Origin of the sequence: Rhodococcus sp. T2V (genome assembly GCF_029269925.1) — a bacterium.
Taxonomy (GTDB): Bacteria; Actinomycetota; Actinomycetes; order Mycobacteriales; family Mycobacteriaceae; genus Rhodococcus_F; species Rhodococcus_F koreensis.
In genome coordinates this window covers 1-15799 of sequence record NZ_JARJBD010000151.1, presented here as the reverse complement: position 1 = coordinate 15799, position 15799 = coordinate 1, and the positions used below count along the sequence as shown (strand labels likewise).

The 15799-nt window shown below is 68.0% G+C and carries 16 protein-coding genes; 10 read left to right on the top strand and 6 right to left on the bottom strand.

The annotated features are described in order from the left end of the window. Positions 1 to 186: 186 nt before the first annotated feature. Both P3H15_RS50550 and P3H15_RS50545 read left to right on the top strand, forming a co-directional pair. Positions 187 to 681, top strand: a complete 495-nt coding sequence (locus P3H15_RS50550; RefSeq protein WP_276144242.1) for a MarR family winged helix-turn-helix transcriptional regulator — start codon at positions 187 to 189, stop codon at positions 679 to 681. Next, positions 678 to 1589, top strand: coding sequence for a LysR family transcriptional regulator (locus P3H15_RS50545; RefSeq protein WP_276144241.1), 912 nt, complete (start codon positions 678 to 680; stop codon positions 1587 to 1589). Before P3H15_RS50550 ends, P3H15_RS50545 begins: the two co-directional genes overlap by 4 nt. A gap of 15 nt (positions 1590 to 1604) precedes the next feature. Here P3H15_RS50545 and P3H15_RS50540 read toward each other — a convergent pair whose 3' ends face one another. The 4 genes from P3H15_RS50540 to mmsB are packed head-to-tail and all read right to left on the bottom strand — an operon-like array spanning position 1605 to position 6098. Continuing rightward, positions 1605 to 2819: a CaiB/BaiF CoA-transferase family protein gene (locus P3H15_RS50540; protein WP_276144240.1), complete on the bottom strand. Its 1215-nt coding sequence runs from the start codon at positions 2817 to 2819 to the stop codon at positions 1605 to 1607. A 14-nt stretch (positions 2820 to 2833) separates the two neighbouring features. Then, positions 2834 to 4336, bottom strand: a complete 1503-nt coding sequence (locus P3H15_RS50535) for an aldehyde dehydrogenase family protein (protein ID WP_276144239.1) — start codon at positions 4334 to 4336, stop codon at positions 2834 to 2836. Positions 4337 to 4387: 51 nt separating this feature from the next. Beyond that, positions 4388 to 4957, bottom strand: coding sequence for an adenylate kinase (locus P3H15_RS50530; RefSeq protein ID WP_276144238.1), 570 nt, complete (start codon positions 4955 to 4957; stop codon positions 4388 to 4390). A 37-nt stretch (positions 4958 to 4994) separates the two neighbouring features. After that, positions 4995 to 6098 carry a 3-hydroxyisobutyrate dehydrogenase gene (gene mmsB / locus P3H15_RS50525; RefSeq protein WP_346348885.1) on the bottom strand — a complete coding sequence of 368 codons (1104 nt, stop codon included), beginning with the start codon at positions 6096 to 6098 and terminating at the stop codon, positions 4995 to 4997. Positions 6099 to 6272: 174 nt separating this feature from the next. Between mmsB and P3H15_RS50520 the strand changes: the two genes are divergently transcribed. Then, complete coding sequence (locus P3H15_RS50520; RefSeq protein ID WP_276144236.1) at positions 6273 to 7697, top strand: sugar porter family MFS transporter; 1425 nt, start codon at positions 6273 to 6275, stop codon at positions 7695 to 7697. On the opposite strand, the gene P3H15_RS50515 is transcribed toward P3H15_RS50520, so the two are convergent. Next, complete coding sequence (locus P3H15_RS50515) at positions 7678 to 8742, bottom strand: LacI family DNA-binding transcriptional regulator (protein WP_276144235.1); 1065 nt, start codon at positions 8740 to 8742, stop codon at positions 7678 to 7680. The genes P3H15_RS50520 and P3H15_RS50515 overlap by 20 nt on opposite strands. A 148-nt stretch (positions 8743 to 8890) precedes the next feature. Here P3H15_RS50515 and iolG point away from each other — a divergent pair, with 148 nt between their 5' ends. From iolG to P3H15_RS50495, 4 genes are read left to right on the top strand one after another with little or no spacing between them, the layout of a single operon-like run. Continuing rightward, positions 8891 to 9913, top strand: a complete 1023-nt coding sequence (gene iolG, locus P3H15_RS50510) for an inositol 2-dehydrogenase (protein WP_276144234.1) — start codon at positions 8891 to 8893, stop codon at positions 9911 to 9913. Beyond that, positions 9910 to 10971: a Gfo/Idh/MocA family protein gene (locus tag P3H15_RS50505; protein ID WP_276144233.1), complete on the top strand. Its 1062-nt coding sequence runs from the start codon at positions 9910 to 9912 to the stop codon at positions 10969 to 10971. The genes iolG and P3H15_RS50505 overlap by 4 nt, the downstream gene beginning before the upstream one ends. Positions 10972 to 10982: 11 nt before the next feature. Beyond that, the gene (locus P3H15_RS50500) at positions 10983 to 12149 is read left to right on the top strand and encodes a Gfo/Idh/MocA family protein (protein ID WP_276144232.1); all 1167 of its coding nucleotides are present in this window, start codon (positions 10983 to 10985) and stop codon (positions 12147 to 12149) included. Position 12150: 1 nt separating this feature from the next. Continuing rightward, the gene (locus P3H15_RS50495) at positions 12151 to 13104 is read left to right on the top strand and encodes a sugar phosphate isomerase/epimerase (protein ID WP_276144231.1); all 954 of its coding nucleotides are present in this window, start codon (positions 12151 to 12153) and stop codon (positions 13102 to 13104) included. Positions 13105 to 13152: 48 nt separating this feature from the next. Here the strand turns inward: P3H15_RS50495 and P3H15_RS50490 are convergent, their stop codons facing one another. Next, a complete protein-coding gene (locus P3H15_RS50490; protein ID WP_276144230.1) occupies positions 13153 to 13620 on the bottom strand; it encodes an SRPBCC family protein in 468 nt (155 codons plus the stop codon). Between the two features lie 76 nt (positions 13621 to 13696). Between P3H15_RS50490 and P3H15_RS50485 the strand changes: the two genes are divergently transcribed. From P3H15_RS50485 to P3H15_RS50475, 3 genes are all read left to right on the top strand, one after another. Next, a complete protein-coding gene (locus tag P3H15_RS50485) occupies positions 13697 to 14446 on the top strand; it encodes a GntR family transcriptional regulator (RefSeq protein ID WP_276144229.1) in 750 nt (249 codons plus the stop codon). A gap of 159 nt (positions 14447 to 14605) precedes the next feature. After that, a complete protein-coding gene (locus P3H15_RS50480; RefSeq protein WP_276144228.1) occupies positions 14606 to 15010 on the top strand; it encodes a RidA family protein in 405 nt (134 codons plus the stop codon). 48 nt (positions 15011 to 15058) lie between these two features. Beyond that, positions 15059 to 15799, top strand: a 741-nt coding sequence (locus P3H15_RS50475; RefSeq protein WP_276144227.1) for a GntR family transcriptional regulator, incomplete at its 3' end; no start/stop codon positions are given.

Below are 15799 nucleotides of genomic sequence, written 5' to 3'. Positions count from 1 at the left end.
CGAAATCACGGGCCGTGTCACTGATCGCCCGCTCGTCATCGGTCAAGGTGAACATACAAATCGACCCTTTCAGGTTCGGGTAGTTGGAAGTACTATAGTTGGATATCCATGTAAATTGCCAGTGGGATGTGACCCGAAAGTGGTCGTTCATTGGATGCCCGAGTACGAACCACGAGGAGGCTACCGGTGGCCACTACGCAACCACCCCACCCGGCGCCCGGTGCCGATTCCGTCGCGCCGGCCACGGCGCTGATCGCCGCCGTCCTGCAGACGCAGAAGCTGATCACCCATCACCTCAACTCCACGTTGCGCCCACTCGGCCTGTCCTTCGCCCGGTACGAGGTCCTGGCGATGATGGTCGCCGCGAACGGCCCGCTGCCCATGGTGCGCATCGTCCGTGCCCTGGACCGGCACCCGACCACCATCGGAACGCTCGTCGACGGCCTCGAAGAGGCAGGGCTGTGCGTGCGGACGATCAATCGCTCCGATCGTCGCTCGACCCTCGTCACGGTCACCGACAAGGGCCTCGCGGTGGGGGCCTCGGCGAGCCGGGCCCTCGACGGCGTCGCTCTCGCGGACCCGCAGGACATGCACCGTCTCCACGAGGGTCTGCAACAGCTACTCACCGCAACCCGGCGGGCATCGACCGCTGCCGCCGAAATGTCGGAGGGCCGGCCATGATCGACGTACGCAACATTCGCTCGGATGACCTGCGGTACCTGCTCGCCGTGGCGCGTACCGGTCGCCGCCAATCCGCGGCGATGGACCTGGGCGTCGATCACACCACCGTCTCGAGGCGAGTGCGCGCGCTCGAGAAGGTCCTCGGCGTCCGACTGCTGCAGCGCAGTGCCGACGGGTGGGAGTTGACCGATGTCGGCCGATCGATCGCGGAGAAGGCGCAACAGATCGAGGAAGCCGTTCAGGAAGCTGCGGACGTGGTCCTCGGAATCAGTGAGAATCCACTCCGCGGAACGGTCCGGATCACCGCCCCGGACGGATTCGGCTCGTTGTTCGTCGCTCCGGCGCTGGCCAAGCTGAGAATGAATCATCCGCATCTCGTCGTCGAATTGGTCACCGATACACGGCAACTCAATCTCTATCAATCGGGGTTCGACCTGGCCGTCGCGGTGGGGACACCGATCACCAGTCGGCTGGTCTCCGAACGCGTGTGCCAGTACTCGCTCGGGTTGTACGGCAGCGAACAGTATTTCCGCGACCACGGTGAACCCGGCAGCATAGAAGAGCTGACGGCGCACCCGCTGGTCTTCTTCGTCGACTCCCTGCTGCAGGTCGGGGACCTCGACTTGAACCGGCATCTGCCCGGGGTTGCGGCAAAATTCATGTCCACCAACATCTTCGCTCACGTCGCGGCCACCCGGTCCGGCGGCGGCATCGGACTGCTGCCTGCGTTCATGGCCGACCAGCACGCCGATCTGCGCCGGATCCTGCCCGACGCCGTCGATGTCCGCCTCGCCTTCTCCCTGGCCGCTCGCCGCGAAAGCCTGACCAATCCTGCGGTACAGGCTGTCCGGCAAGCGATCCAGGAAGAGGCGCTCAGTCGTCGAGACGAACTGGTCCCGACCCTGTAGTTCCGCCGGTCGGCGTCACGCCTGCGCCGGCACCATGGTGTCGAGCGGATCGGCGGCGTCCACCGAGTCGAGCCAGTCGAGGATCTGTTCGGTGTGCTGCCCGAGCACCGGTGGTGCTGCATGCTCGGCGCGCACCAGCGAGTCGCCGCCGGCCGTTTCCATCCGCAGGGACGGCCCGGGCAACTGCACGGGTCCCACCACCGGGTGCTCGACCTCGAGTAGCAGTCCCTGGCTGCGGGTCTGCTCCCACTCGTACACCTCGTCGATCGTCCGGATCGATCCCGCGGGAACACCCGCGGCCTCGAGCGCGGCGAGCACGTCGACCCGGGTACGGCCGGCGAAGTCGGCCTCGATCGCGGCGATCAGTGCATCCCGGGCCGCGACCCGGTCACGGTTGACCGCGAACCGCGGATCGTCGGCCGACAGACCGGCGACCGGGGCGAACTTCGCCCAGATCGCCTCGCTGCCGACCGCGATCTGCACATAGCCGTCCGCGCAGCGGAAACTGCCGTACGGGGCGATCTGCGGATGGTGATTGCCGGACCGCTGCGCGACCTGGCCGCCGACGGTCCACTTGGTGCCCTGGAAGGTGTGCGCGCTGACCGCGGCGGCCAACAGCGACGTCCGGACCACCATGCCCTTGCCGGTCTTCTCCCGGGCCGCCAGCGCCGCCGACACCCCGGCAGTCCCGTGGACACCCGCGAGCACGTCCGCCATCGGCACACCGATCCGCGTCGGTTCCCCGTCGGGATCACCGGTCACCGACATGAGTCCGGCCTCGCCCTGGGCGATCTGGTCGTAGCCCGCCCGGGATCCCTCCGGGCCGTCGTGCCCGAACCCGGTGATCGACAACGTGATCAGCCGTGAGTTGAGCTCTTCGAGCACCTCCGGCGAGAACCCGAGGCGGTCGAAGGCGCCGGGCCGCAGGTTCTCGATCAGCACGTCCGCCCGCCGGATCAGCCGACGCAGCGCGTCCTTGCCGTGCTCGGATTTCAGATCCAGCACGATCGATTCCTTGTTCCGGTTCGCCGACATGAAGTACGACGACTGCGGGTCGTCCTGCGGCCCGACGAACGGCGGCCCCCAGGTGCGGGAGTCGTCGCCGGTGCCCGGGGCTTCGACCTTGATCACGCGGGCGCCGAGGTCGCCGAGCATCATCGCGGCGATCGGCCCGGCCAGTGCCCGGGAGACGTCGAGGACGAGGATGTCGTTCAGAGGTCCGACAGTCATGATGCGTTCCCTCCTCAGAATGTGCGCAGGCGCACGTTGACCTGCTTGGTCTGGGTGAACCCGGCGATCATGCCCTCGAGGGACACCTCGCGGCCGAGGCCGCTCTGCTTGTATCCGCCGTACGACTGGCCGATCATCTGGCCGCCACCCTGGTTGACCTGCACCCACCCGGTTTCGAGGGCGTGGGCCGTGGACAGGGCCAGGTCGAGGTTGTGCGTCCACACGTACGCGGCCAGACCGTAGTGCGAGTCGTTGGCCATCGCGACGACGTCGGCGTGGTCGTTCCACGGGATCGCGACCAGGGCGGGTCCGAAGATCTCTTCCCGCGACAGTCGCCAGGTGTTGTCGGCGCCGGAGAAGACGGTCGGGCCCATGTAGTAGCCGTCGGTGTTGCCGATCGTGTCGGGGGAACCGTCGAGGACGGTGGAGACCTTCGTCGAGCTCAGGCCGTCCTCGAGGAACCCGTTCACCGACGCGAACTGCTTGTCGTTGATGATGGCGCCCATGTCCGTCGCCTCGTCCAGCGGGTTACCGACTTTCAGGGAGGCGAGGGTGGTGACGAGTCGGTCGAGGACCTGATCGTAGATGTCCTGGTGCAGGAACAGCCGGGATCCGGCGGTGCAGCTCTGGCCCTGCCGGTGCACCCGGGTGGAGAGCAGCAGCTGGTTGACGAAGTCGTCGTCGACGTCGACGTCGGGGAAGACGATGGAGGGGTTCTTGCCGCCGAGTTCGAGGGAGACGTGGGCCAGGCGGCCACCGGCTTCGCGGGCCACGTGGCGGCCGACCTCGGTGGAACCGGTGAACGACACCTTGTGGACGTCCGGGTGCTGCACGAGCGCCTCACCCGCCACCGACCCGGATCCGGTGATGACGTTGAGGACACCGGCGGGCAGGTATTCGGCGCAGATCTCGGCGAGCAGCAGGACGCTGAGCGGTGCGGCTTCGGCGGCCTTGACGACGACGGTGTTGCCGGCGACGAGGGCCGCGGGGATCTTGAAGCCGGCGATCATCAGCGGGGAGTTCCAGGGCAGGATGGCGCCGATGACACCGAGCGGTTCCTGCCGGGAGTACTGCAGCTGGTCGTCGCCTGCGGGCAGCACGGTGCCCTTGATCTCACCGGCGACGCCGGCGAAGTAGCGGAACAGGTTCGCCAGGGTGGTGACCTCGGGGCGGGCCTGGGTGCGCAGCGCGTTGCCGGTGTCGAGGGCGGTGAGGCGTGCGAGTTCCTCGGAGCGGGCATCGATGGCGTCGGCGATCTTTGCCAGGATTCGCGCTCGTGCGGTGAAGTGCTGGGAACGCCACTGCGGGAACGCCTTGTTCGCCGCGCGGACCGCCCGATCGACGTCCTCGGCGCTCGAGGACGGGACGCGGCCGATCACGTGCTCACGCAGGATCGGGGTCGTCACGTCTCGCCATTCGCCGGAGCGGGCTTCCACCCAACTGCCGTCGACGAACATGGGATAGTCCCGGGCTTCGGGAATCTGGAGATCAGCGAGTGTGGGCTGTGTGGAGGTCATGTCGGAATCTCCTTGAAATACGGTTAGGTCTGCCGGGGTGCAGGGAAAGTGCTAGGTGGATGGAGCGACGCTTCCGCGCTCGGACAGCGCGTCGATCGCGTGGGTGTAGACGTCGTCGACGTCACCGTCCGCATCGACCGACAGCAGCAGTGCCGAGTAGTAATCGAGCAGCGGGCGGGTTTCGTCGTGATAGACGCGCAGACGTCGACGGATGACGTCCTCGGTGTCGTCGGCGCGTCCGCGGGCCAGCATCCGCCCGACGACGGCATCGTCCGCAATCGAAAAATCCAGAACAGCGTTGATCTGGATCAGCTGCTCGCCCAGGAATTCGTCGAGGGCGATCGCCTGAGCCACGGTGCGGGGGAAGCCGTCCAGAATGAACCCGGCGGTCGTGTCGTCGTCGGCGAGTCGCTCCACCACCATCCCGATGGTGACCTCGTCCGGCACCAGTTCGCCCGCATCGAGGAACGACTTCGCTCGCTGGCCCAGTTCCGTGCCCTGCGCGATGTGGCTACGGAACAGATCGCCGGTCGAGATGTGAGGGAGTTGCAGCGTCGACGAAAGCGACTGCGCCTGAGTTCCTTTACCCGCTCCCGGCGGTCCTGTCAGAATGATGCGCACAACGAATTCCTTTCGCGTCGAGCGGGGATTACGACGGTTATGCCTGCGCGTCGAGAGCGCCGGAACGGATCGCCGTCACGATCGCGGAGAAGTCACGGCCCGGGCCGTCCTGAGCGACGAACTGTTCGTACAGTTCGGTCGCGCGCCGTCCGAGCGAAGTGTCCACCCCGTTGTCGGTTGCGGCGGCCTGCGCGAGGCGAAGATCCTTGAGCATCAACGCACTCCCGAATCCGCCGGCGTAGTCGCGGTTGGCGGGGCTGGTCGGCACCGGACCGGGGACCGGGCAGTTGGTCGTCAGCGCCCAGCACTGACCGGACGCGGTCGACGAGACATCGAACAGTGCCTGGTCGGTCAGGCCCAGCTTGGCGCCCAGCGCGAAAGCTTCGCTGACGGCGATCATGGAGATCCCCAGGATCATGTTGTTGCAGATCTTCGCGGCCTGACCGGCTCCGGCGTCGCCGCATCGGACGATGCGGGACCCCATGGCATCGAGGAACGTGGCAGCCCGGTCCACCGCCTCGGCCGGACCGCCGACCATGAACGTGAGGGTTCCGCCGTCCGCACCGACGGTGCCGCCGGAGACGGGGGCGTCCACGGCACTGTGCCCGGCGGCGACGGCGAGTTCGGCGGCGGCCCGCGCGTCGGCGACGTCGATCGTCGAGCAGTCGAGGAACAGGGTTCCCGGCCGCGCGGCCGGGACCAGGTCGGCGTAGACGTCGAGCACGTGCTTGCCGCTGGGCAACATCGTGATGATCACGTCGGCATCCTCGGCGGCGGCGACAACGCTGTCAGCGGAGGCGATTCCGTGTGTGCGAGCCTTCTCCGCCGCTGCCGGGGAGGGATCGAATCCGACGACCGTGTGGCCGCCCCGCGTCAGATTCGTGGCCATGCCCAGGCCCATGTTTCCGAGCCCGAGGAAAGCGATCTTGCTCATCTGTACTCCTTGTGGTTGCCGACGTTTCACGCACGGGGCATCGATCCGAACAACAGGTCGTGGGTGAATCCCGGGAAGCGGGCCGCTGTGCGTCGCTCTCCGCCGGGAACGGTGTCGAGTGTGCCCGCGCGGGGACGATCGCGGAATCACCGAACCTGCAAGGGGGATGTGCAAAATTGCATCGCCGCGGTCGCTCGGGCTTGACATGCGTCACATCTTCGCGGAATATTGCCCTGCAACTTAGATCGTTCTAAGCCCGATGTGCTGGGAACTTGGAACGATCTCACTCACTGGCCTTACGTGGTGGTCGCGTCTCGGATGCGACGACCCGCGGGATCGGCCGCGCCCTGCGCAGGGATCCCGGCGATAGGAGACAGTTTCATGCGCTCAACAGCTAATACCCCTGCCCCGACGTCTGCGCTCCCGGCGGATCGTCCCGGACTGCACTCGCGTCGCCTCGGCCTCGTGGTCGTCGTCGCGACGTTCGGTGGCCTGCTTTTCGGGTACGACACCGGCGTCATCAACGGCGCGCTCGCCCCCTTGAAAGAAGATCTCGGGTTGTCCTCGTTCACCGAGGGGTTCGTGGTGAGCATCCTGATCATCGGCGCCGCCTTCGGCGCCCTGACTGGGGGCTATCTCTCGGACCGCTACGGGCGACGCCACAACATCTTGGTGCTCGCGATCGTCTTCGTCATCGGGACGCTCGGGTGTGTGCTGGCACCGTCGTGGCAAATTTTTGCTCTCTTTCGGTTCATTCTCGGCTTGGCCGTCGGCGGCGCGTCGGCCACCGTTCCGGTCTACCTCGCCGAGGTCGCCCCGACTGAGCGGCGCGGCGGAATCGTGTGTCGCAACGAGGTGATGGTCGTGGTCGGCCAGTTCGCAGCGTTCGTGGTCAACGCGATCATCTTCAACGTCTGGGGTGAGAGCGTGCAGGGCATCTGGCGTGTGATGCTCCTGGTGGCGGTCCTGCCCGCCATTGCCTTGTTCGTCGGCATGCTGCGGATGCCGGAAAGTCCCCGTTGGCTGGTCTCTCAGGGCCGCGAAGGCGACGCCCTCGCAGTGCTGCGGCAGATCCGGTCTCCCGAGCGCGCCGAGGCGGAGATGGGCGAGGTGCACCGGCTGGCCGCCGAGGAGGAGCAGGCGAAGACCGCCGGCGCGATCGATCTGGGCGTGCGGTGGATTCGTCGGCTTGTGTTGATCGGGGCGGGTCTGGGTATCGCCCAGCAGTTCACCGGGATCAATTCGATCATGTACTACGGCACCCAGCTGCTCAGTGATGCAGGGTTTTCGGCCAGTTCGGCGATCATCGCCAATACCTTCAACGGCCTGTTCAGTGTGATCGGCATGACCATCGGCCTGCTGCTGATGAACAAGATCGACCGCCGGAAGATGCTGATCGCCGGTTTCGTCGCCACCACGAGTTTTCATCTGCTGGTCGGTCTCTCGGCGCGACTCCTGCCCGACGGTGACGCCAAGTCGTACCTGATCCTCACGTTCGTCGTGCTGTTCGTGTTCTCGATGCAGGCCACGATCGGTCCGCTGGTGTGGGTCATCCTGTCGGAGATCTTCCCGCTGAAGATCAGAAGTCTGGCCATCGGCGTCAGCGTGTTCGCGCTGTGGATCGCCAATGCCGTGGTGGCGTGGGCATTTCCGCCGGTCGTGCAGGCGCTGGGCATCGCCAACACCTTCTTCGCGTTCGCAGTCCTGGGGGTCGGCGCGATCTGGTTCGTGGCCCGCGCGGTTCCCGAAACGCGCGGCACGTCCCTCGAGGAGCTCGAGGAACGGTTCAGCCGTCAGTACGCGTGAGACGGGCGGGGGCGGTGGATCCCCGAACCACCAGGTGCGGGGACAGCGAGAAGACGCGGGGTGCGGGATCGACTTCCCTTCCGCCGTCGAGACGTTCGACGACGCTGGTGACCGCGAGCCGGACGAGTTGCTCGGCGTCCTGGCGGACGGTGGTCAGATCGACGTGCGCGAGACGGGCGAGGCGGCTGTCGTCGTACCCGACGATCGACACCTGCCCGGGGACGTCGACGCCCGATCGGCGCAGTTCGTCGAGTACGCCGACCGCGCACTGGTCGTTGCCCGCGACCACGGCGGTCGGCAGTTCACCGCCGTCGAGGAGGGTGCGTGCGGCCGCGGACCCGGACTGTTCGGTGTAGTCGCCGGGCAGGACCTGCGCCTGCTGTTCGAGTCCGTGGGAGCGCATCGCCTCGAGGTAGCCGGCCCGCCGCTCGGCGGCGCCGGGGCGGTCACCGCCGTCGATGTGCACGATGTCGCGGTGGCCCAGAGACACGAGGTGGTCGACCGCCAGGCGCGCGCCCTCGTCGTCCGCGGTGTGCACGGCGTCGAACTGCGTTCCCTTCGGGGGGCGACCGATCTCGACCACCGGCAGTTGGCTGCCGAAGTCGGTGGCGCCGGCCTCGCTGGCGCCGAGGAGGATCACCGCCGCGCACCGGGACGCGGTGAGCGCGTCGAACGCGCGGTGCTCGTCCCGGCTGGGGACGACGGCACTGAGCACGACGTTGTAACCGGCGTCCTCGGTGGCGGCGTAGATGTTCTCGATCAGGTCGGCGTGGAAGGGGTCGTGCGCGCTGAACATCACCCCGAGCAGGCGACTCTGCCTGCGCCGCAGGGCCTGCGCGGCGACGTCGGGGCGGTACCCGAGTTCCGCCGCGGCGGCGCGCACCCGCTCGCGCGATGCGGCGCTCGGGCCCGGTGCGTCCCGGATGACCAGCGACGCGGTGGCGCGTGAGACGCCCGCACGCTTGGCGACATCGACCAGCGTCGGCCGTCGTTCGGCGCGGGCCTGCGCCGAACCGGACTGCGTCTCGGGCGTCGGTACCGGCATGAAACCTCCCAGCGCTGTCCGCGGCAGGAATTTCCCGCCGCAGCGGCTCCAGTATAGAACGATCTAAATTTCCTCTTGACGGGTGAGACCCAACCCACACATACTGTGAGAACTACGCCGTTTAGAACGATCTAAGTAGGAGAATTCCATGCACTTCGCCCTTATCGGATGCGGGCGCATCGGACGCGTCCACGCCGAGTCGATCGCGCTGCATCCGCGGGCCGAACTCACCCGGGTCTGTGACGCCGTGGAGGCGTCCGCCCGTGAGGTGGCCGACCGGTTCGGCGGTGTTCCCAGCTCCGACGTCGACGCCGTGCTCGCCGACCCGGCCATCGACGCGGTGGTCATCGCGTCGCCCACGCCGACCCACGTCGACCTGCTCGCCCGGGCGGTGGAGGCAGGCAAGGCTGTGCTGTGCGAGAAGCCGATCGACCTCGACCTGGCGCGGGTCGACGAATGCCGCACGCGCATCGGGGCTGCCGAATCGAGGGTGATGGTCGGATTCAACCGCCGCTTCGACCCCTCGTTCCGCGCGGTGCGCGAACGGGTGGCCGGCGGGGAGATCGGCCGGCTCGAGCAGCTGATCATCGTCAGCCGGGACCCGGCTCCGTCTCCCGCCGCGTACCTCGCCGGCTCGGGGGGATTGTTCCGCGACATGACGATCCACGACTTCGACATGGCACGGTTCTTCCTCGGTGACGTCGTGGAGGTCTCGGCGATGGGCAGCAACCTGGTCGCCGACTACATCGCCGACCTCGGCGACATCGACGGGGCGGTGGTGACGCTGCGCGGCGCCGACGGGGCGCTGTGCCACATCACCAACAGCCGCCGCTGCACGTTCGGCTACGACCAGCGCCTCGAAGCCTTCGGGTCGCTCGGGATGCTGTCCGTGGACAACCTGCGCCCGGACGGGGTGCGCGCGTTCACCGTGCAGAGCACCGAGAGCGCGGCCCCCTACCTGGACTTCTTCCTGGACCGCTACACCCCGGCCTATCGTGCAGAGCTCGACCACTTCGTCCAGTCGATTCTCGACGACTCGGCGCCCGAACCCGGCTTCGAGGACGGCCGCGCCGCACTGGTGCTGGCCGACGCGGCCGAGGAGAGTCTGCGGACCCGGCGTGCGGTCGCCGTCGACGCGGCCGCCGCGACCACGGCGGGAGGACGGCGATGAGCGCGGTCCGCTGGGGAATGCTCTCGACCGCGGGGATCGGCCGGGTGGCCGCCGCCGCGATGGCGTCCTCGCCGCACGCGGAACTGGTCGCCGTCGGCGGCCGCGACGCCGGCCGGGCACGTCGCTACGCCGATGAGATCGGCGTTCCCACCAGCTTCGGCTCCTACGAGGAACTGCTCGCCTGCGACGACGTCGAGGCCGTGTACATCCCGGTGCCGATCTCGATGCACACCGAATGGACCGTCAAGGCGCTCGAGGCCGGCAAGCACGTGTTGTGCGAGAAGCCGTTCGCGGTCACCGCCGCCGACGCCGAGCGGTGCTTCGACGCCGCAGACGCCGCCGACCGGTTGTGCATCGAGGGCCTGATGTACCGGCACCACCCGCAGACTCAGCTGGTGCAGCGCCTGATCGCCGACGGCGCGATCGGCCGCCTCGCGCACGTGCGCGCCGCGTTGACCGTGTCGGTCGAGCCCGGGGACATCCGGCGAACCACCGCCCTCGGCGGGGGAGCGTCCCTGGACCTGGGCTGCTACTGCGTCAGCGCGATCCGGCTGCTCGCCGGACACCCCACCCGGGTACACGCCGCCCGCGTCCTCGACACCGCCCCCGGCGGCGAAGGCGGCGATCTGCGCCTGGCCGCCACCCTGGAGATGCCCGACGACGTCCTCGCTCAACTCGATGTCGCACTGGACTTCCCGCGCCGCGACGAACTCGAGGTCATCGGCACGAAGGGCAAGATCACCGTCCCCGACCCCTGGCTGTGCCGCCCCGGCTACATCGAACTCGAAGTCGACGGCCACACCCGCCGCCTGGACGTCGACCCCGAAAACAAGTACGCGCTGACCCACGCCGAGGACCCGGAGAACACCGACGCGTACCGCATCGAATTCGACGCGGCCTCGCACGCCATCCGCCACGGCGAGACCCCGCTCTTCGGCCGCGCCGACGCGATCGATCAGGCGGCCGTCGTGGACGCCGTCCGCCGGGCCGCCGAACTCGGCAGGCCCGTCACCCCCGCCCCGTCCGTCGCGGATTCCGTGCTGACGGCACGCTCCTGAGGAGAGATCGAATGACCATACCGCTGCGCGTCGGCATCGTCGGATGCGGCAACGTCGCCCTGAACTTCCACGTCCCCGCCTACCAGGCCGCGCCGGAACAGTTCATCATCACCGCGCTGGCCGACCCGACGCCCGAGCGGCTCGAACTCGGCCGTGCGAGTACCGGACTCGAACCGCACCAGGTGCACGCGGACGCCCTCGAACTGCTCGCCCGCGACGACGTCGACGTCGTCGACGTGTGCACCCCGCAGCACCTGCACCGCGACCTGGTGGTCGCCGCAGCTGCCGCCGGCAAGCACGTCCTCTGCGAAAAGCCCTTGGCTGCAACCCCTGCCGACGCCGCGGCCATGGTCGAGGCGGCCGACGCCGCCGGCGTCGTGCTCGGGGTGGTGCACAACTACCTGTTCTTCCCCGAGATCGTCGCCGCCCGCACACTCATCGACACCGGGACGATCGGCGAGGTGAGCAACGTCGTCGTCGACATGCTCGGTGTCGTCGACTCGCCCGGCGCCGCCGGATACCGTCCGCAGTGGCGCCACGACCCGGCCGCCGCCGGTGGCGGGGTGCTGATGGACATGCTGCACGGGGTCTACCTCGCCGAGCACCTCGTCGTCGAACCCGTCGAACGGGTTTCGGCGTACGTCGACGCGGCCACACCCGGCGACGCGGTCGAGGGACTTGCCCTGTGCCGCCTCGAAACCGCGGACCGTGCGGCGCTGGTCAACATCGCCTGGGGCCACGGCCCCGGCGGGATCCGGATCACCGGCAGCAAGGGACGCCTCGTCCTGCGGTACCGCGACGAGGGCACCATGCCGTGGGCGCCGTTCGAATCGATGACCCTCACCACGGAGACCGGCACCGAAACCGTCGACGTCCCCGCCGGTCAGGAACTCGTCCCGCTGATCTCCGCGGCGCTGCACGCCACCGTCGTCGACTTCGCCGACGCCGTGAACTCCGGGCGGGCCCCGGCCGCACCCGGACGGGACGCGCTGCGCACCCTCGAAGCCACCGTCGCCGCTTACACGTCCGCGGCGCTCGGCACCACCATCGGTCTCCCGCTGCCCGTCGACGGCCCCACGCACCGCCGCGGCGTCGTCGGTCTCGCGGACCTCGACGTCCCCGAATCGTCCCCCGTCCGTCGCCGGAGCCTGTTCGGCCTCACCCCCGAAGGAGTCTGACATGCAGGTCGGCCTGCTCACCGACAGCCTGTCGACGCTGACTCGCGCCGAAGCCCTCGACACCGCAGCCGAACTCGGCATCGAGACCGTCGAGATCGGTCTCGGCGGCCCCCACGGCGGGTGGTCGCCCGCCCCGCACGCAGACCTGGCCGAACTGCTCGGAGACCCCGGCGCCCGGGCGGGGCTGCAGCGCGACATCACGTCCCGCGGTCTGCGACTCGAGGCCCTCAACGCCGCCGGTAATCCGCTGCACCCGGTGAACGGTGCCGCCGACGACCACATCCTGCGCAGCGCACTGCAATTGGCCGAGGAGTTCGAGATCGACACCGTGGTGGCGATGTCGGGTCTACCGGCGGCACCCGGCGACCGCTTTCCGGCCTGGATCACGACGGTGTGGCCGCCGGAGAATCTGGAACTCCTCGACCACCAGTGGTCGGTCGCCGTCGACTACTGGGGCCGGATCGCCGACGAGGCCCGCCGGCGCGGGGTCCGGCTGGCGATCGAGATGCACGCCAACCAACTCGTGTACAGCGTGCCGGGACTGCTGCGCCTGCGTGAGGCCGTCGGCGACACCCTCGGCGCGAACTTCGATCCCTCCCACCTGATGTGGATGGGAGCCGACCCCATCGCCGCGATCGGCGCGCTCACCGGTGCGATCCACCACGTGCACGCCAAGGACACCCGCATCGAAGATCGTGCCGCCGTCGCGTCACGGCTCGAGACCACACCCAACGAGCGCACCGGGGAGCGGGCGTGGAACTACGTAGCGGTCGGCACCGGCCATCCGGGCGGAGTTGAATTCTGGGCCGCGTTCGTCGACGCGCTCCGGGACGCGGGCTACTCCGGACCACTCTCGATCGAGAACGAGGACTACACCCTCGGCCCGCGCGAATCCGTCGCCCTCGCCGTCGACACCCTCCAACGCGCTCGCAGCGCAGCGACGGTCACCGGGTAATGGTGGAGAAGGTCGGTATGAACTGATCGCGTTCGGCCGGAACGAATGTCATTCGGAGACTTCGACGTACGACGCCAGGTTGGCCAGCGAGGACGCGATGCCCGCCTCGTGATCCGCTTGGTCGATGCCCGGTGGCACGTCCGTGGCGGTGACGGTCACCTCGGTTCCGTCACCGGTGGCGGTGAGGTTCCACGTCATCGTCATGGTGCCCGCGTACGACGGGTCGTCGGCCTCGAACACCGCCTGCTGCACCACCCGTTCCGGCGGTACCAGGTCGGCAAAACCCACGTCGACGACATCCGTCGCAGCCGAACTCTTGCCGGGGCTGTCGGCGGGATCGAGGTAGGTGAGGACCATCCGGAACCCGCCACCCGGCCGAGGGTCCCACCGCTCGATCCGACCCCGCATGCCTTCCGGCGGCAACCAGGCCTCGACGGATTCCCGATCGAGCAGGGCGTCGTACACGGTCGTCGGTGATGCCGCGATCACCCGGCTGGCTCGGTCGGTCCTTCCCATGGCCCGAGTCTAGGGCGGGGCCCTCGCCCCACATGGGAAGAACGGCCCCGTGAACCTCCCCGGGTAAGCTCGTGCCATGTCTATGCAGGGCGGGAGCGAGTTGTCCGACCAGAACGGCTCGCCGTCGTTGCAGAGCTTCCCGGCTCGGGGGCAGCAGCAGGTGAATGTGGTCGCCGCACCGCTGGCCGATCAGGTCTTCGACACGTTGCGCGGCTGGATTGTCAGTGGACAATTGGCCCCCGGCGACCGCCTGCTCGTCCGCGAACTCGCGGAAAAGATGGGAACGAGCGCCATGCCGGTCCGTGAGGCGGTGAAGCGACTGCTCGAAACGGGACTGGCGGTCCACGAACCGTACAAGGGCTCCCGGGTGCGCGGACTGGACGTGGGGGAGCTCGAGCAGGCCTACGACGTGCGCATTCTTCTCGAAGGGGAGAGTGCCCGCCTGGGCGCACTGGTTGCGACGCCCGCAGTCGCCGATCGGATGCAGGACTACTGGCTGGCTCTCGAGGAGGCCGCGCGGGTGGGCGACGTCAGCCAAGCGGTCCGCCTCGACGAAGAACTTCTCGACACGCTGTACACCGCCAGTGGGAACGTCGTCCTCCGTGACATCATCCGTGGGCTCTGGGACAAGACCCGCCCCTACAAGGTGCTGTGGGTGAGCGATGGAGCCCAACGCGGTGACCTGGCTATTTGGCATTACAAACCAGAATTGATCGCCGCGGTTCGGGCCAATGACGGCATCGAGGCCGAAGCGATCGTGCGAGGGTCCTACGTGCAGGCGCGGAACTCGCTGCGGGCGATGCTGACCGGGGAAGCCGACCGCTGATCCGTGCCTGACGGCCCCCGAACCGTTGCATTCTCCTAAAGAAGAGTTTGATCAAAGATAGAAGATCGAACTTCTTGACTTCGACATTTGATCAAAGTTAGGGTGGTCGGCATCACACCGGATCACAAAGTTTGTCGATGCTCACCCGGAGGTAAATCCATGACCAGCACAGACGGCCTCGTCGAGCGGGAACTCATCCGCTTAGAATCGACGCCGCCCACGGCTCCGTACTCCGCAGCCGTCGCCCTCGGCGACGTGGTGTGGACCAGCGGCGCACTTCCGATCGAAGCGGACGGCACGACCGCGGGGGACTTCCGGACCCAGGTCCGCACCGCGCTCACGAACCTCGAGACGTCGCTGCGCGCGGCCGGCGCCGACTGGTCCACCGTCGTCAAGATCAACGGCTACGTCTCCGATATCGAGAAGCTCCCCGAGCTGAACGAGGTCTACACCTCGGTGGTGACCGTGCACGGCGCCCCGGCCCGCACCACGGTCGAGGTCTCCCGCTTCCGCGGCCGCACTCAGGTCGAGTTCGACGCCGTCGCCTACCGGCGCCGGGTGTAGCGGCACCACCAACCGAACCCGTTCACGCCTTGGACGAAGGATCCCGAGATGAGTGACGTCCCCAATCCGCCGCCGACCAAGGCTGCGGTCACCACCGCGCCGTTCGTGCCCGGCCCGGCTCACACGCCGACGCCGGCGCTTCAGCATCGGGTGTCGTCATCACTGCTCGCGAACCAGGTCTACGAAGCGTTGCGGGGATGGATCGCTCACGGGGACTGGCAGCCGGGTAAGCAACTCCGCATCCGTGAGGTGGCCGCCATGGTCGGAACGAGTGACATGCCGGTCCGCGAGGCGTTCCGTCGGCTCGAGGAGGCCGGACTGATCGTGATCGAGCCCTACAAGGGTGCGACGGTGCGGGTGCTCAGCATCGACGAACTCGAACACGTCTACGACGTGCGCATCATGCTCGAGCCTGAAAGCGCTCGGCAGGGAGCCCTCCGCGCTGGTGCGGATGTCGTCACAACGATGCAGCACCATTGGCAGCTTCTGCAGGCTGCCTCCGAACGGGGCGATATCGCCGAGGCCGTCACGCAGGACGAGCATCTGCTCAACGCCCTCTACTCGGCCGGTGACAACGACGTCCTCGCGAAACTGGTTCGAAGCCTGTGGGATACGTGCCGGCCGTACAAGAACCTGTGGGTCGCCAACGCCGTCGAGCAGGGACTGTCGACCTGGAGTCACGTCACTCATCTCATCGACGCCGTGCAGGCCAACGACGGTGACGGCGCCTTTCGCATTCTCGACCGGACCTACCGTGACGCCCGCGCCACCGTCCGGCAACTACTCGAC

Excerpts from the sequence above, each read along its gene's own strand:
- iolG (WP_276144234.1), top strand. The coding sequence starts at position 8,891 with ATGCACTTCGCCCTTATCGGATGCGGGCGCATCGGACGCGTCCACGCC.
- P3H15_RS50490 (WP_276144230.1), bottom strand. The coding sequence starts at position 13,620 with ATGGGAAGGACCGACCGAGCCAGCCGGGTGATCGCGGCATCACCGACG.
- P3H15_RS50480 (WP_276144228.1), top strand. The coding sequence starts at position 14,606 with ATGACCAGCACAGACGGCCTCGTCGAGCGGGAACTCATCCGCTTAGAA.
- P3H15_RS50515 (WP_276144235.1), bottom strand. The coding sequence starts at position 8,742 with ATGCCGGTACCGACGCCCGAGACGCAGTCCGGTTCGGCGCAGGCCCGC.
- P3H15_RS50485 (WP_276144229.1), top strand. The coding sequence starts at position 13,697 with ATGTCTATGCAGGGCGGGAGCGAGTTGTCCGACCAGAACGGCTCGCCG.
- P3H15_RS50540 (WP_276144240.1), bottom strand. The coding sequence starts at position 2,819 with ATGACTGTCGGACCTCTGAACGACATCCTCGTCCTCGACGTCTCCCGG.
- mmsB (WP_346348885.1), bottom strand. The coding sequence starts at position 6,098 with ATGTCAAGCCCGAGCGACCGCGGCGATGCAATTTTGCACATCCCCCTT.
- P3H15_RS50520 (WP_276144236.1), top strand. The coding sequence starts at position 6,273 with ATGCGCTCAACAGCTAATACCCCTGCCCCGACGTCTGCGCTCCCGGCG.
- P3H15_RS50545 (WP_276144241.1), top strand. The coding sequence starts at position 678 with ATGATCGACGTACGCAACATTCGCTCGGATGACCTGCGGTACCTGCTC.
- P3H15_RS50495 (WP_276144231.1), top strand. The coding sequence starts at position 12,151 with ATGCAGGTCGGCCTGCTCACCGACAGCCTGTCGACGCTGACTCGCGCC.
- P3H15_RS50535 (WP_276144239.1), bottom strand. The coding sequence starts at position 4,336 with ATGACCTCCACACAGCCCACACTCGCTGATCTCCAGATTCCCGAAGCC.
- P3H15_RS50505 (WP_276144233.1), top strand. The coding sequence starts at position 9,910 with ATGAGCGCGGTCCGCTGGGGAATGCTCTCGACCGCGGGGATCGGCCGG.
- P3H15_RS50500 (WP_276144232.1), top strand. The coding sequence starts at position 10,983 with ATGACCATACCGCTGCGCGTCGGCATCGTCGGATGCGGCAACGTCGCC.